This is a genomic window from Mammaliicoccus lentus (assembly GCF_002902755.1).
In the GTDB taxonomy this organism is placed as follows: domain Bacteria; phylum Bacillota; class Bacilli; order Staphylococcales; family Staphylococcaceae; genus Mammaliicoccus; species Mammaliicoccus lentus.
Genome location: NZ_PPRS01000003.1, coordinates 90,377 through 104,477 on the forward strand (window position 1 = coordinate 90,377; position 14,101 = coordinate 104,477).

At 31.8% G+C, this 14,101-nt stretch carries 14 protein-coding genes; 1 reads left to right on the plus strand and 13 read right to left on the minus strand.

All coding sequences use genetic code 11. The features are described from left to right. Nucleotides 1–2 precede the first annotated feature (2 nt). The 13 genes from uvrB to CD135_RS01075 all read right to left on the minus strand — a co-directional run bounded on the left by uvrB (nucleotide 3) and on the right by CD135_RS01075 (nucleotide 13,369). Nucleotides 3–1,985 carry an excinuclease ABC subunit UvrB gene (gene uvrB / locus CD135_RS01015; protein ID WP_103268611.1) on the minus strand — a complete coding sequence of 661 codons (1,983 nt, stop codon included), beginning with the start codon at nucleotides 1,983–1,985 and terminating at the stop codon, nucleotides 3–5. A gap of 132 nt (nucleotides 1,986–2,117) precedes the next feature. Next, entirely contained in the window at nucleotides 2,118–2,348 is a 231-nt protein-coding gene (locus CD135_RS01020) for a CsbA family protein (RefSeq protein ID WP_017000794.1), read from the minus strand. An 8-nt stretch (nucleotides 2,349–2,356) separates the two neighbouring features. Beyond that, the gene (locus tag CD135_RS01025; RefSeq protein WP_017000795.1) at nucleotides 2,357–3,007 is read right to left on the minus strand and encodes a YfbR-like 5'-deoxynucleotidase; all 651 of its coding nucleotides are present in this window, start codon (nucleotides 3,005–3,007) and stop codon (nucleotides 2,357–2,359) included. 1 nt (nucleotide 3,008) lies between these two features. Next, nucleotides 3,009–3,584 (minus strand): TlpA family protein disulfide reductase, encoded by a 576-nt coding sequence (locus tag CD135_RS01030; RefSeq protein WP_103268612.1) that lies wholly within the window; start codon nucleotides 3,582–3,584, stop codon nucleotides 3,009–3,011. Between the two features lie 121 nt (nucleotides 3,585–3,705). After that, a complete protein-coding gene (locus CD135_RS01035; protein ID WP_017000797.1) occupies nucleotides 3,706–4,593 on the minus strand; it encodes a LysM peptidoglycan-binding domain-containing protein in 888 nt (295 codons plus the stop codon). A gap of 366 nt (nucleotides 4,594–4,959) precedes the next feature. Next, nucleotides 4,960–5,283 (minus strand): cytochrome c551, encoded by a 324-nt coding sequence (cccB, locus tag CD135_RS01040; RefSeq protein WP_070044915.1) that lies wholly within the window; start codon nucleotides 5,281–5,283, stop codon nucleotides 4,960–4,962. Between the two features lie 171 nt (nucleotides 5,284–5,454). After that, nucleotides 5,455–6,568, minus strand: a protein-coding gene (gene prfB / locus CD135_RS01045) for a peptide chain release factor 2 (RefSeq protein ID WP_103268613.1) whose coding sequence is annotated in 2 segments (ribosomal slippage) — nucleotides 5,455–6,495 and nucleotides 6,497–6,568 — 1,113 coding nt in all. Because the reading frame shifts where the segments join, the coding sequence is not laid out codon by codon here. A 12-nt stretch (nucleotides 6,569–6,580) separates the two neighbouring features. After that, complete coding sequence (secA, locus tag CD135_RS01050; RefSeq protein WP_103268614.1) at nucleotides 6,581–9,112, minus strand: preprotein translocase subunit SecA; 2,532 nt, start codon at nucleotides 9,110–9,112, stop codon at nucleotides 6,581–6,583. Between the two features lie 167 nt (nucleotides 9,113–9,279). Beyond that, on the minus strand, nucleotides 9,280–9,843 hold the full coding sequence (hpf, locus tag CD135_RS01055; protein WP_017000801.1) for a ribosome hibernation-promoting factor, HPF/YfiA family: 564 nt from the start codon (nucleotides 9,841–9,843) through the stop codon (nucleotides 9,280–9,282). Nucleotides 9,844–9,909: 66 nt separating this feature from the next. Further along, the gene (locus CD135_RS01060) at nucleotides 9,910–10,434 is read right to left on the minus strand and encodes a ComF family protein (RefSeq protein ID WP_103268615.1); all 525 of its coding nucleotides are present in this window, start codon (nucleotides 10,432–10,434) and stop codon (nucleotides 9,910–9,912) included. A gap of 137 nt (nucleotides 10,435–10,571) precedes the next feature. Beyond that, nucleotides 10,572–11,858 (minus strand): DEAD/DEAH box helicase family protein, encoded by a 1,287-nt coding sequence (locus tag CD135_RS01065; protein WP_245942522.1) that lies wholly within the window; start codon nucleotides 11,856–11,858, stop codon nucleotides 10,572–10,574. 54 nt (nucleotides 11,859–11,912) lie between these two features. Then, nucleotides 11,913–12,776: a fatty acid kinase binding subunit FakB1 gene (gene fakB1 / locus CD135_RS01070; protein WP_016998594.1), complete on the minus strand. Its 864-nt coding sequence runs from the start codon at nucleotides 12,774–12,776 to the stop codon at nucleotides 11,913–11,915. Nucleotides 12,777–12,850: 74 nt separating this feature from the next. After that, nucleotides 12,851–13,369 carry a hypothetical protein gene (locus CD135_RS01075; protein ID WP_103268616.1) on the minus strand — a complete coding sequence of 173 codons (519 nt, stop codon included), beginning with the start codon at nucleotides 13,367–13,369 and terminating at the stop codon, nucleotides 12,851–12,853. A gap of 81 nt (nucleotides 13,370–13,450) precedes the next feature. Between CD135_RS01075 and CD135_RS01080 the strand changes: the two genes are divergently transcribed. After that, entirely contained in the window at nucleotides 13,451–14,101 is a 651-nt protein-coding gene (locus tag CD135_RS01080; RefSeq protein ID WP_064210873.1) for a YigZ family protein, read from the plus strand.

Consider the following 14,101-nt stretch of genomic DNA (forward strand, 5'->3'; position numbering starts at 1 on the left):
AGTCACCTTTCTGCTTTTAATTCAAACAATATGTCTCTTAATTCAGATGCACGTTCGAAGTCTAAATCTTTCGCAGCATCTTTCATTTCGTTCTCTACGCGCTCAATTGTTTTCTCTCTTTCTTTCTTCGTGAGTTTCTTAGGTGCTTTTTTCTTGTCTTGTTCGTTAACTTCATCTGTTTCAACTGTAGCAGATATGACATCGCGTATTTTCTTATTAATTGTTTGTGGCGTAATATTATATTTTTTGTTATATGCTTCTTGTGTTTCTCTACGTCTATTTGTTTCATCAATAGCTGTTCTCATAGAATCAGTAATTTTGTCAGCATACATAATAACTTTACCTTTATCGTTACGTGCAGCACGACCTGCTGTTTGGATGAGTGACCGTTCTGATCTTAAGAAACCTTCTTTATCAGCATCTAAAATTGTAACAAGCGATACTTCAGGGATATCTAAACCTTCTCTTAGTAAGTTAATACCCACTAACACATCATAAACACCCATTCTTAAGTCTCTAATAATTTCAATTCTTTCGAGTGTTTTAATTTCAGAATGTAAGTAGTTTACTTTGACTCCTGCTTCTTTTAAATAAGTTGTTAAATCTTCACTCATTTTTTTCGTAAGCGTTGTGATAAGAACACGCTCATTTTGTTCAACACGTTCGTTTATTTCTGACATTAAATCATCGATTTGATTTTTACTAGGTCTTACTTCTATGATTGGATCTAACAAACCAGTTGGTCGTATAATTTGTTCAACCATTTCATCTGTATGCTCAATTTCAAATGGACCAGGCGTAGCTGAAACGTACACAAGTTGTTTCGTTTTCTCTTCAAATTCTTCAAATTTAAGAGGTCTATTATCTAAAGCACTTGGCAGTCTAAAGCCATGTTCAACAAGAACATTCTTTCTAGCTTGGTCACCATTATACATACCTCTAATTTGTGGTAATGTAACATGAGATTCATCAACCATAACTAACCAATCATCACCAAAATAATCTAATAATGTATATGGAGTAGAGCCTTTAGGACGTAACGTTAAGTGAACTGAGTAGTTCTCAATCCCTGAACAAAATCCCATTTCTCTCATCATTTCTAAATCATAGTTTGTTCTTTGTTCTAAACGCTGTGCTTCTAATAATTTATTTTCTTTACGCAATTCTTCTAAACGTTCTTTTAATTCTTGTTCAATTCGTTCAATTGCAACTTTCATTTTTTCTTCACGTGTTACGAAGTGGGAAGCTGGATAAAATAGGAAATGTTCTCTTTCTGCTATAACTTCTCCAGTTAAATAATTCACTTCTCTAATTCTATCTATTTCATCACCAAAAAATTCGACTCTTACACATAGCTCATCACGAGATGCTGGGAATATTTCAACAACATCCCCTCTAACTCTAAATGTACCACGTCTAAAATCGATATCATTTCTAGCATATTGGTTATCTACTAATTTTCTTAATAATTCATTTCTTTCCATTTCCATGCCCTTACGTACACTCACTACTAAATCCTTATATTCTTCTGGATTTCCTAAACCGTAAATACAACTCACACTCGCAATAACAATAACGTCATTACGTTCAAACAATGAACTTGTAGCTGAATGGCGCAATTTATCTATTTCATCATTGATAGATGCATCTTTTTCTATGAAAGTATCTGTTTGAGGCACATATGCTTCAGGTTGATAATAGTCATAATAACTTACAAAGTATTCAACACGATTTTCAGGGAAAAACTCTTTAAATTCACTATATAATTGCCCGGCTAACGTTTTATTATGAGCAATAATCAATGTCGGTTTACCAACTTCTTTAATTACATTACTCATCGTAAATGTCTTACCAGTACCAGTAGCACCTAATAATGTTTGGTGTCTTTTACCGTCTTTAATACCCTTTACAAGAGATTTAATTGCTTCAGGTTGATCGCCTTGCGGAGAGTATTCAGAATGTATTTCAAAAGGAATATGTTGCATAGTAACCTCCTAATTTTCTCAAATATATAAATATATTTTAACAAATTTTTGTAAAAATAACCAAACATTTGTTCGTTCTAAGTTTATAAAAATACAAATAAGAGGAAAAATCACATTGATTTATCCTCTTATCTATCTTGATTCAATTTTATCTATTTTGAGTGCGTCCACGATATAATAACCAGCGACTAGACTGATAACATCTAACACAATAATCAACTCATCATGAAAGAACCCTTTGTAAACTGATGCACCGATAATAACTGTTGCAATCAGTAATCCAATCCATTTATTTTGAGTGATTTGTGTCAAAACTATAACCAGTAAACAAGGGAGGAACAATGCTAGAATTGGCCAAATCATTCAATTCGTTAACTCCTTTTTGTTTCACGTTTTTCAAGAATTGTCATTGTCGTTTCTTTTAATTCAGAACGTGGAATAAATTTTTCTTGTAACATTTCCGGTATAATATTTTGAATAAAATCTTGTACTGATGATAAATGATCGAATTGCATAATTGTTTCTAATGAGCTTTCGTAAATTTCAAAAAACAAAGGTTCAGGGTTTCGTTTTTGAATTTCTCCAAAAGATTCATAAAGCAAGTCAATTTTATCAGCAACACTGAGTATTTGTCCTTCTATACTATCATCTTTACCCTCTTGTAGTCTATGTCTATATATACTTTGATATTCTTCAGGAAATTCTTCTGTTATAAACTTTTCTATCATTTCTTCTTCAACTTGAGAAAATAATTTTTTCAATTCATACGAAGCATATTTTACAGGTGTTTTAATATCACCAGTGAATATTTCGGGATAATCGTGGTTTAATGCTTTCTCATATACAAGTTTCCAATTAATTTCTTGGCCATTTGCTTCTTCAACTGTAGCTAAATATTGTGCTATTTTAGTTACTTTAAAAGAATGTGCTGCCACATTATGGTCTTGAAATTTGAATTTTCCAGGACATCTTACTAATTTCTCTAAATCTGTTAAACTTTTAAAATATTGGTGTACCCCCAAATTAATGTTCCTCCTTTAATTGTAAGACTAAGTTATTTAGTGTTTTTTCGGACAATTCTCCTAAATATACTTTTTCTACTTTCCCTTCTTTATTCACAAAAAGTGTTGTTGGTATATTATAAGATTTAAACTTTTTCAAAAAGTCTTCTTCTGCTACATATATATCATAATTTACATGAACGTCATCAATAAGTTGTTGTGCTGGTTTTCTTTTATCTTTAACATTTAAACCTATCAGTTCCACATCTTTATTGGAATGCTTAGCGTATTTAACAAGCTCGGGCATTTCTCTCTTACAAGGATCGCACCATGAAGCAAATAAATTAATAACTGTAATTTCATTTTTAGAAGTTACTTTTTTTAATTCAGTTGGTTCAAGTTTATCAAAAGTTTTCACTTTTTCATCATTAACATTTAAACCAGTTGCAGGATGACTATTTGGAAAAGCTTGTTCTCCCTGTTGTTCTTGAAATTGTTCTTTATTTTGAAACTTATTTACGTCTATCACTTTATATATACTTATTCCTATAATACTCATTAAAATTAATACTAGTATGATTTTTAACCATTTTTTCATTACTTCAAACCTCTTCAGCTTAATTTACATTTATTATATCAACTAAAGTTATAAAAAAAAGCAAATAGTTTAAATTCATAATTGAATTAACTACTTGCTTGTACATATTTAACTAAAATGACTAATGTATATAGTTGTATGCTTTAGCTGCAGAAGCTGAAATTGTTCGTGAAGAAACAACTCCTACACCTTGATAGTTCATCTCTGATACTTGTAGAGAACCATCAGAGTTAACATTTTCAACGTATGCTACATGACCGTAGCCACCAGCTGTAGATTGTAATATAGCGCCTGCTGAAGGAGTATTGTTAACTGTATAACCAGATTGTGCAGCTGCATTAGCCCAATTGTTAGCATTTCCCCAAGTGCTTCCAATATCAGGTCGTTTACTAAATGCATAGTAAGTACATTGACCTGAAGTATATAAATTAGCCCCGCCACCTGATGATGGTCTGCTATACGATACTGCAGTAGTTGGCGATTCATTATTAAACGTTGGTAAAGCGTATGCTTGGTAGTCTTCAGTATTATACTCACTACCAGTTGAAGTTTGCTCAAATACATATCTTAATAAGCTTTCTTCTTGAGCTGATGCTTCAGGTGCGTTAATTGAAACAGTAGTTGGTTCTGCAGTAGCTTCATCGCCAGATAATTGAGCGTCTGCTGATACTAATAATGGTTTACCAACTAAAATAATATCTGATGACAAGTTATTCCATTCTTTTAATTCTGATACAGTTACGTCAAATTTTTTAGAGATTTTATTGAGTGTATCGCCTTCTTGTATAACATAAACGTCATCTTTTAATACTTTTATATTTTGTCCTACTGAAACTTCAGTAGAAATTTTATTTAATTCTTTAAGATTTGAAATAGAAGTCCCATATTCTTGTGCGATAGTTGCTAATGTTTCACCTTCTTTAACTTCATGCTCTGCAGCAAAAGCTGTTGTTTGTACTAAAGATGTTAAAGCTGTAACAGATGCAAACGTAACTAATGTCTTCTTCATGATGGTTAAATCCTCCTGAGATTTATATGTTTTTATTTATATTTATATTAATTTGAGTTTCCCTCAACTATTACTGGAAATATAATATCATAAAATCATCGCACAAATTCCTTTGTTACATATTCGTAATATAAACGTTACCTTTCTATAATTTAAATTAAAAATATCTATAAAGTTTATTATGACAGTCTTAATAGCTAGTATTAAATAATATTCATAATATAATATCGTCAGAAAAAATCATTGTCGATGGAGAATTTATCCAAAAACCATTTACCAATTCTTATTTCATTAAAATACAATGTAACAATTATAAAAAAAGAAAAATACAGAGTTATAAGTTTTCGTAACTTATAACTCTGTATTTTATTTTTGTTCTGCTAACCATTTTGCTACTTCTTTAGCTTCTTTTTCATCAACTACTTTACTCGGCATACTACCTTTACCTTCATTGATAATTTTCTCTATATCTTGTTCTGATAGTTTAGAACCTACATTTTTCAATGATGGACCAGAAGCACCTTCTAAGTCTTTACCGTGACAGCCGACACAAGAATTATTTTTAAAAATCTTTTCCCCCTGAGAGCTATATTCTTCAGATTTACTTTCGTCCGATGAAGAATTTCCACATCCAGCAAACACTAATGAAGAAGCCGCAACGATTGAAATAATGCCCATTTTAAATCTCATGTTTTACACCCCATATTAATATATAATCACATTAATATTTTACCATGATTGTGTTTATTTTAAAACGATATTGTGTATCTTTTCACAAAACCTTAACTATTATGTTCATCAAAAAAATCAGGTGAATTTCTTGTTATTTAAGAATTTCACCTGATTTTTGTTTACTTTATTTTATGATTGCTCGTTTAATTGACTACGTAAATATGCATCTATAAACGGATCAATTTCTCCGTCCATTACTGCACTTGTATTTCCTGTTTCTTCATTGGTTCTATGATCTTTAACCATCGCATATGGATGGAATACGTAAGAACGTATTTGACTTCCCCACCCAATTTCTTTCTGCTCACCTCTTATTTCATTTAAAGCAGCAGCTTGTTCTTCTAATTCTCTTTGATAAAGTTTAGCTTTTAACATTTTCATTGCTTGCTCTCTGTTTTTAATTTGAGAACGCTCATTTTGACAAGTAACAACGATGCCTGTTGGTTGGTGTGTAATACGCACCGCTGAATCAGTAGTATTAACGTGCTGTCCACCTGCACCGGATGCTCTATAAGTGTCTACTGATATATCTTCAGAATTAACTTCGATTTCAATTTTTTCATTATTAAATTCTGGTGTAACTTCACAAGAAACAAATGATGTATGTCTTCTTCCCGAAGAATCAAATGGAGAAATACGTACTAATCTATGAACACCTTTTTCAGCTCTTAAATAGCCATAAGCATTGTGCCCTTTAATTAATAAAGTTACACTTTTAATTCCTGCTTCATCACCATTTTGGTAATCTAATGTCTCAACTTTAAAGCCTTTATGTTCAGCGAATCGTTGATACATTCTGAGTAACATAGAACCCCAATCTTGAGATTCTGTTCCGCCAGCACCAGGATGTAATTCTAATATCGCATTATTCTCGTCATGCTCTCCATTTAATAATAGATTCAATTCAAATTGTTCTATATCTTTATTAATTGTTTTTAAGTCAGACTCTAAAGCTTTATGCATATCTTCGTTATATTCTTCTTGTAGTAATTCAATCGTTGTATACAAATCTTCAATTTGATTTTCTAAATTATAAAAATCATTTACAACTGACTTGAGTGCATTATTTTTATTAATAATTTCTTGTGCTTTATTCTGATCATCCCAAAAAGAAGGATCAACCATCATTTCTTCATATTCTTGTATGTTTGTCTCTTTATTTTCTAAGTCAAAGAGACCCCCTGATGTTTAATAATTTTTCATTATGCTTATTTAAAATCTGTTTAATTTCCGTTAATTCCATAATTTAACTCCTTTACGCTTTACCGTGACAATTTTTATATTTTTTGCCGCTTCCACAAGGACAAGGGTCATTTCGACCTACTTGTTCATCTTTAACAATCGGTTTAGGTTTTACTTTTTCTTTACCGTCGTTTGCTCCAACGTGTTTAGCTTCACCAATTTCAACTTGTTGACGTTCTACTTGTTCACCGCGGTCAATTGTAGCTTTTAAAATATACTTACTTACTTCGTCTTCAATGTCACTTAACATTGTTTCAAATAATTCTAAACCTTCATTTTGATATTCACGCAATGGATTTATTTGACCATAAGATCTCAAGTGAATACCTGTACGTAATTGATCCATCGTATCGATATGATCTGTCCATTTACGGTCTATCGTTCTTAATACAATCATACGTTCAAATTCAGACATTTGATCTCCGAATTCTTCTTGTTGATGTTTATATTGGTCTTTAATTTTCTCAAGTACAATTTCTTGGATATCTTCATAGTCTCTTCCACGTATATCATCTGCTTTAATTACACCAGGTTGTAGATAAGAATCTTCGATATATTGAACAAGTGCTTCATAATCAATATCATCTTCATTAGCAGATAAATGATAGTTTATACCACGTTCAAGAGAAGATTTAATCATACCTTTAACGATATTTTCGACATTATCATTTTCAATAATATCATTACGTTCACCGTATATAATTTCACGTTGTTGTCTTAAGACATCATCATATTCTAATAGACGTTTACGAGCATCAAAGTTATTACCTTCAACACGTTTTTGAGCAGACTCTACCGCTCTTGAAACCATTTTTGATTCAATAGGTGTATCATCATTCATACCTAGTCTGCCCATCAATGATTGCATGCGTTCAGAGCCGAATCTCACCATTAATTCATCTTGTAACGATAAATAGAATCTACTTTTACCAACGTCACCTTGACGTCCAGAACGACCTCTTAATTGGTCATCAATACGTCTAGATTCATGTCTTTCTGTACCGATAACTGCTAGTCCACCTAATTCTATAACGCCTTCGCCTAGTTTAATGTCTGTACCACGACCAGCCATGTTTGTCGCGATTGTAACAGCGCCTTTTTCACCAGCGCTTTGAATAATTTCCGCTTCACGTTCATGGTTTTTCGCGTTTAAAACATCATGTCTTACGCCTTTTTTCTTCAGTAAGTTCGAGATATATTCACTCGTTTCAACCGCTACTGTACCTAATAGTACTGGTTGACCTTTTTTGTATAATTCGATGACATCTCTAACTACAGCATCAAACTTACCTTTTTGAGACGCAAATATCATATCTGCTTCATCTTTACGTTGAATAGGTCTATTAGTAGGAATTTGAGTTACAGTCATATTATAAATGTTTCTAAATTCTTCTTCTTCCGTCTTAGCAGTACCTGTCATACCAGATAATTTATTGTACATTCTAAAGAAGTTTTGGAATGTAATAGAAGCCATTGTTTTAGACTCATTTTGAATTTCTAATCCTTCCTTAGCTTCAATAGCTTGATGCAATCCATCTGAGAAACGACGGCCCGGCATTGTACGACCAGTAAATTGGTCAACAATCATTATTTCACCGTCTTCAACAACATAGTCCTTGTCTTTAAACATCGTACGATTTGCTTTTAATGCAATGTTGACATGATGCATTAAGTTTACATTTTTAACATCGAACAAGTTATCTATTTTAAACATGCGTTCTGCTTTATCAATACCTTGTTCAGTTAACGTAATCGCTTTTGTCTTTTCATCATACGTAAAGTCATCTTCATCTTTTAACATTTTAACGAAAACATTTGCTTGAGTATAAAGTGTCGTAGATTTTTCTGCTTCACCAGATATGATTAACGGTGTTCTCGCTTCGTCAATTAAAATAGAGTCGACTTCATCGATAATCGCAAAGTTTAATGGTCTCATTACGCGGTCATCTTTGTATGTGACCATGTTATCTCTTAAATAGTCAAAGCCTAATTCATTATTCGTACTATACGTAATATCTGCAGCATATGCCGCTCTTTTTTCTTCTGTACTTAAAGAATTTAAATTCAAGCCTACAGATAAACCTAAGAAGTTGTATAGTTTTGCCATTTCTTCACTTTGGAAACTAGATAAATATTCGTTTACTGTAACAACATGTACCCCTCTGCCACTCAGAGCATTTAAATATACAGGCATTGTTGCTGTTAACGTTTTACCTTCACCAGTTTTCATTTCTGATATATCACCACGATGAATTGCAATACCACCCATAACTTGTACTTTAAATGGTGTCATGCTAAATACACGTGTAGAAGCTTCTCTTACGATTGCATATGCTTCTGGAAGTATTTTATCTAAATACTTTTCTTGTTTTTTATAATCTTCTATCTCTGCTAATTCTTTTTGGTATTGTACTGTCTTTTCTCTTAATTGGTCATCTGTTAGTTTTGCAATTTCGTCTTCAAAACCGATGACTTGATCTGCTAATTTTGCAAGTGATTTTACAACTCGCTTATTACCATCAGCTAATTTTGATAAAAAACCCATTTTGTTCTCTCCTTCAACTAGGAAACTAGTAATCTTACAACAATATATCATAACACTTTTATTTTTATTTTTATACTATTTAAGATTACCACCTCTTTTAACGAAAAGCTATTATTACACAAAGAAAACTGACACAGAAGTTCTGCATCAGTTTTCGGTTTATTCATTTATTGTATTGATGTTTCAATTAAACCATATTTACCGTCTTTACGTTTGTAAACTATACTTGTTCCATCTGTTTCTGCATCTGTGAAGATGTAGAAATCATGACCTAGTAGATTCATTTGTAAAACAGCTTCTTCAGAATCCATAGGTTTCAATGCGAACTGTTTAGAACGAATAATTTCTATTTCACTATCGCTTTCTTCGTTTTCCTCCGGATAACCAGGTTCAGTAGTAGCGAATATGTCTTTTTCTCGTCCTTTATCACGATACTTTCTGTTTACTTTTGTTTTGTACTTACGCACTTGTCTTTCTAATTTGTTAGTTATTAAGTCGATTCCAGCATATAAATCATCATGTTTTTCTTCAGCTCTTAAAGTAACTTCTTTCAACGGAATTGTTACTTCAACTTTACTACTTGAATCCTGATAAGTTTTAATTTTAACATGAGCTATCGCTTCTGGGACATTTGTAAAGTAACGTTCTAATTTACCTACTTTGTCCTCAATATAATTTCTTATCGGATCAGTCACTGTGATGTTTTCACCATGAATTTCAAATCTGATCATAAAGCACCGACTCCTTTAATGCGCTATTCTCTTTGTGTTTCTTCCTACTATTATTTTACCATTATTTTATCCTCTTGCAAATGTTAAGGCATCTAGTTTTCTGATTTTTCTAACAAATAAATGCTCGGCCATTTGATGTAATGTTAGACCCGTCGTATAGATATCATCTACTAGTAATATTTTTTTATTTTCTAAGTTTATTTCGTCGATTAATTTAAATGGATTATTTTGTTCTGACCTTTCTGTTTTCGACAAGCAAGCTTGTTTTTTTCGTTCTTCTGTTTGAAATAGTTGTGTATAAGGTATGTTTTGTTTATCTAATACGTACGCAACATGATCGAAAGTTCTATTTCTTAGTTTATTATCATTAATAGGTGCTGGCACGATTAAATCATAATTTTTAATTATCTTTCTAGGTATTTGAAATATTTCGTACAAAGCTAAATCTCCAGAAAATTTATATTGATGCATCAATGTTTTAATGAAAGTTTGATAATCATAAAGTGTATGTAGTTGATTAATTAATTTATAACTTTGAGATAACCACATACAATCTAAACATTCATGTTCATCTTCTGATAATATTTTCAAACATTTTGTACATCTTCGTACATTATGATTAAACGTCAAATTTAACCGGCAAGATTGGCATATGTTTTGAGATTGATTAAATAAATTCAATAAATTTATCGATTCATTTATTGAATTTTGACAGATTAAGCATTTTTTCACTTTAACCATCCTCTTTCTTTAGCAAGTTTATTCATGCTCATAATTTCTTTTCTTGCTAAGTCCATTTCTTTAGTTATCCCTTTGTTGTAACATATTACGTTTCCTGTCGGATTAGAAGTCTTTCTACCGACTCTTCCTGCAATTTGAATAATAGCACTTGAAGTAAACATATCTGTTCGAATAATTACAACATCCAATGCTGGTAACGTAACACCTCTCTCTAAAATAGTCGTTGTAAACATGATATCAACTTCGTTATTTCTTAAACGACTAACTTTCTCATGTCTTTCTGGATCTTGACTCGATACACATTCAATCTTTGAAAAGTACTGCGTATATAGTTTGAATACAGATTCCATATAATTAATATCGTGGAAAAATACAAATGTTTTTCTATTTTCATTAACTTGTCTTTTTAAAAATTTTAGTAATTTATGATTTATTTTTGTTGTCTTAACAATATTATAATGAAATTCTGGTACAGGTAGAGGGTGTCCGTGATAGCGTGCAGGTAAAGTTATTATTTGATGTTCTTTGAAAAGTGAACGCAGTTGTTTGTTAGGAGTAGCAGTTAAATAAATATGACTAGATTGTATACGAGTTGCTTTACTTATCGTTGTCATTAACTGATTGTCCATTTCTAAAGGAAATGCATCAACCTCGTCAACGATTACCACATCAAAATGTTGATAATATCTCATCAACTGATGAACTGTAGATACAATAAAGGTACTGTCAAATTTAGCAAACTGTCCTTCATATAATAAATCTAGTTGTTCATCAACAAAAGCCTGTTTCAACCTTAAATATACTTCTTTAACAACATCTACTCTTGGAGAGACAACAGCCACGTTATAACCTTTACGTCTTGCTTTAGAAATACCTTCAAAAATCATTTCTGTCTTTCCTGCACCTGTAACTGCGTGCAATAGCAATGGGGAATGTGACAAGATAGCTTCACTAACCTTTTGAGAAGCTAGTTCTTGTTGAGGACTTAATTTAAAATCTAGTTTAAAGTATCCGGATGTCTCTTCTCTGTGACTTTCTATCACGTATATATTTTTACAACTTTGAACTTCACCAAGTTGAATACAACTTCTACAATAAATAGTTTCTTTATTACAGTGGTAACAATAATAATGATAGAACATCCTTTGATCAGTATTTGTACATTGATTACATTTATACTTATCATTAACGATTGTAACCCCTGGTAAAGTTTTTAAAATTTTTTCATCAGTAATGTCACTTAAATCATGACAAATACGGCCATAATATTTCATATTACCTCCAATAAAAAAGCGCAAAAAGCATATGCTTTTTGTGCTGACATTATATTATTTTGTTAAATCGATTGGTGTTGTTGTATAGCCTACACCTAAAGAGCCTTCTCCTAAATGTGTTCCGATGACAGGACCAAAGTAACTAATAATTACATTTGCTTTTGGAAACTTTTCTTCTAGTTGTTTCTTCCAAGCAAGTGCGCCTTCTTCATCATTGGCATGTATAACACAGATTGAAACTTCCGAAGACTGGTCTATTTCTTTAGCAATTTGTTCTTCGATTCGTTTCATTGCTCTTTTTTTCGTTCTAACCTTCTCATAAGGGACAATTTTAGTATCAACAAAATGAAGTATAGGTTTCACCTGTAACATTGTGCCTACTAAAGCTTGAGCGCCATTAAGACGTCCGCCCTTTTTAAGGTTGTTTAAATCATCAACTATAAAGTATGCATTTGCTGCTTGCTTCATTTCTTCTAATTGCTTTAAAATGCTTTCAAGCGGCACATTCTCTCGAATAAGTTGACTAGCTTTCAACGTGTAAAAGCCTTGAACCATACAAGATATTTCTGAGTCAAATGGATGTACTTTTATACCTTCAACCATAGAGTTTGCAGTAATAGCACCTTGGTAAGCACCGCTAATACCACTGGATAGATGAATTGCAATCACATCTGTATATCCTTCTCTTTCCAATTCTTCTAATAACGCTACATAGTCTCCAATTGTAGGTTGAGAAGTAGTTGGTAATTGTGTTTCATTTCTCATTCTTTTATAAAAATCTTCCGTATTTAAATCTATTAATTCTCTGTATGTTTCATCTTTAAAAATCACATTTAAAGGGATTATTTTAATTTGATATTCATCAATATAAGCCTGATCTAAATATGCTGTCGAATCCGTTATTACAGCAATTTTCATAAAATTTTTCCTCCTAGATTCTCTTCCATAAACATCATATCTAATAAACAGATATTTGAAAAGTACTTTATCTATTAAATTGCTGCTTGTGCCATTTTAGAATACTTATAAGTGTTATCTTTCTTAACAAGTGTTACGACTTCATTAAATGATTTTTTTTCATCATCTCCACCACTTTTCGGGTGAGCTGTAGTATCTACATTATAAAACACAACAACCTTATCTTTATCTTTTTCTAAAAATTTAATATTAGAAATTTTTTTATCAAACTTATAATCTTTAAGCGTATCTTGTAAAACTGACTTTTCTTCTTTAACATCTAACTGTTTTGAATCATGATCTATCGTATCAATATACTTATCTACATTACCTTCGTTTAAAGATTCCCTATTTTTCTCAATCGCATCTTTAACAGCTTTCTCTGTATCTTTATCTACCTCAATTGTTTCTTTCGGATTGCCTTTATCATCTAATAATACACCTTGGCTATCGTCTTTATCCTTCGTTTCTTGTTTAGGTTCATCTTTAGAACCACACGCCGCTAATATTAAAGTCAAAGCTATGCATAAAAATATTAATTTATTCTTCTTCAATTGATACAATCCTTTCCCGTCTAATTTCAATAGTATATAATATATCGTAACAGATAACGATGTAAAGGGAGAAGTTTTAACATGGCTGAAGGACTAATTACTATAAAAGCACCACATGAAACTGAAATAATAATAAATAAATCTAGATTTATAGCGAGTATTCACCCGGCCGAAACAGAAGAAGAAGCTAAAGCATTCATACAGCAAAAGAAAAAAGAACATCATTCAGCGACTCATAACTGCTCAAGTTACGTCATCGGACCAACTATGCTCACACAAAAAGCCAATGATGACGGAGAGCCTTCTGGAACTGCTGGTGTACCAATGCTCGAAGTATTAAAAAAGCAACAATTACATAATGTAGTTGTTGTGGTTACCCGTTACTTTGGTGGCATAAAACTTGGTGCCGGAGGACTTATCAGAGCTTACGGAAGTGCAGTAAGCCAAGTGATTAATGAAATCGGTCGTATCATTTTACTTGAAGCTATACCGTTTGAAGTCACTTTAGATTATGATCAAACGGGTCGTTTTGAATATGAATTACAACAAACAGAATATATGCTTGTTGATACAGCCTACACTGATAAAGTGAAATATACGATACACGTGATTGCCTCAGAAGAAGAAAACTTTATGAATTTCTTAGATGAAATTAATCAAGGAAAATACGAATTAAATAGAGAAGAAACTATTGCCTTACCGTTTCCATATAACAAAGAAGAAGAACGCTAA